Source organism: Alteromonas sp. 14N.309.X.WAT.G.H12 (assembly GCF_036697315.1).
Taxonomy (GTDB): Bacteria; Pseudomonadota; Gammaproteobacteria; order Enterobacterales; family Alteromonadaceae; genus Alteromonas.
In genome coordinates this window covers 1-1,114 of sequence record NZ_JBAHZB010000229.1, presented here as the reverse complement: position 1 = coordinate 1,114, position 1,114 = coordinate 1, and the positions used below count along the sequence as shown (strand labels likewise).

2 protein-coding genes are annotated in these 1,114 nt (G+C 40.0%); both read left to right on the top strand.

What is annotated here, in order from left to right:
* A partial coding sequence (locus V5298_RS20690; protein WP_332933291.1) for an RHS repeat-associated core domain-containing protein occupies nucleotides 1-545 on the top strand: 545 nt, incomplete at its 5' end.
* A 3-nt stretch (nucleotides 546-548) separates the two neighbouring features.
* Complete coding sequence (locus V5298_RS20685) at nucleotides 549-893, top strand: hypothetical protein (protein ID WP_332933290.1); 345 nt, start codon at nucleotides 549-551, stop codon at nucleotides 891-893.
* The last annotated feature ends 221 nt before the right edge of the window (nucleotides 894-1,114 follow it).

Genomic DNA, 1,114 nt, shown 5'->3' with positions numbered 1-1,114 from the left:
ATCATCCAAAGTTAGGGCGATTCTTACAGACTGACCCTGTAGGTTATGAAGACCAGATGAATCTTTATGCTTATGTGCATAATGATCCGGTTAATTATGTAGATCCGACAGGTGAAACTCGAAGAGCAAATAGGAAAAAAGGCCTAGCTGCTGCAAACCTAATTGCGAGAGGTGTTGCAGCGGTTACCGAGGAAGGAAGCCCTCTAAATAATTACGCTGACGCAGTAGTTGAAGCAACCGAAGCAGGCTTAACTGGCAAAACAAAGCTAAAAAGCTTGAAGAGCACAACAAAAGTAGGTGATAAAGTAAAAACCCCTGACAATTCAAAGAAAGATTTCGTAAAACTGAAAGGTTCTCAAGGCTATAAAGAGAAAAAAACGGGCACTATAATGCAGAAGAGCACAACCGACCACACTAATAAGAATGAGGACGGTGGTGAGTGGAAAGCTGGAAACAAGCCAGGCCAAACTCCAGAGCCGTCGAATAAAACAACTATCACGGGCGGAGAGAATGGCGGATGTGTATTGAAGAGAGATGGGTGTTAAAAAATGCTTTTTACTAGAAAAAGTTTGTTTGAGAAAACTCGAAAACTTTGGCCTGATAAAATTAATCTTAATGGACAATACTTCGGTCGCTCACTAGTAACGGGAGGGCAAGTTCTGAACGAGATTTATCACCAAATAGAATCTTCTTTAAACGAAAATGACCATTGGATGCAGCTTTCATGTTGGTCATTTCACCAAGCTATTGAAAAGCCTGATAATTTAACGACAATTATAAATATCGATGATATAGCATATGAGTCTTATGAGAAAATGATGCTTGAAAACTTAAATGGTGACGATTGTTGGGAAGAGGAGAGAAAAATCTACGAGTCTTTAAAGTCCTCCTAATATGAAGAGTCACTGTCCAATATCTATGTGGCTTACATCGTACTGATCTATTTGAGTGAATATTTTGGAAAATTTACAGTAAAGCGATCATTTTCAGAAAGCAGAACTGATCCAAGGCTGACAGCAACTAACGCAATCTCTGCCAGCGCCGCTAGGAACGGTGCTTCGTCGATATGTTCATGGCATAGCAGATGACAACCCTGTTTTATGGTATGAAGGAA

Coding starts and splice junctions, on each gene's coding strand:
- V5298_RS20685 (WP_332933290.1), top strand. CDS start 549: ATGCTTTTTACTAGAAAAAGTTTGTTTGAGAAAACTCGAAAACTTTGG.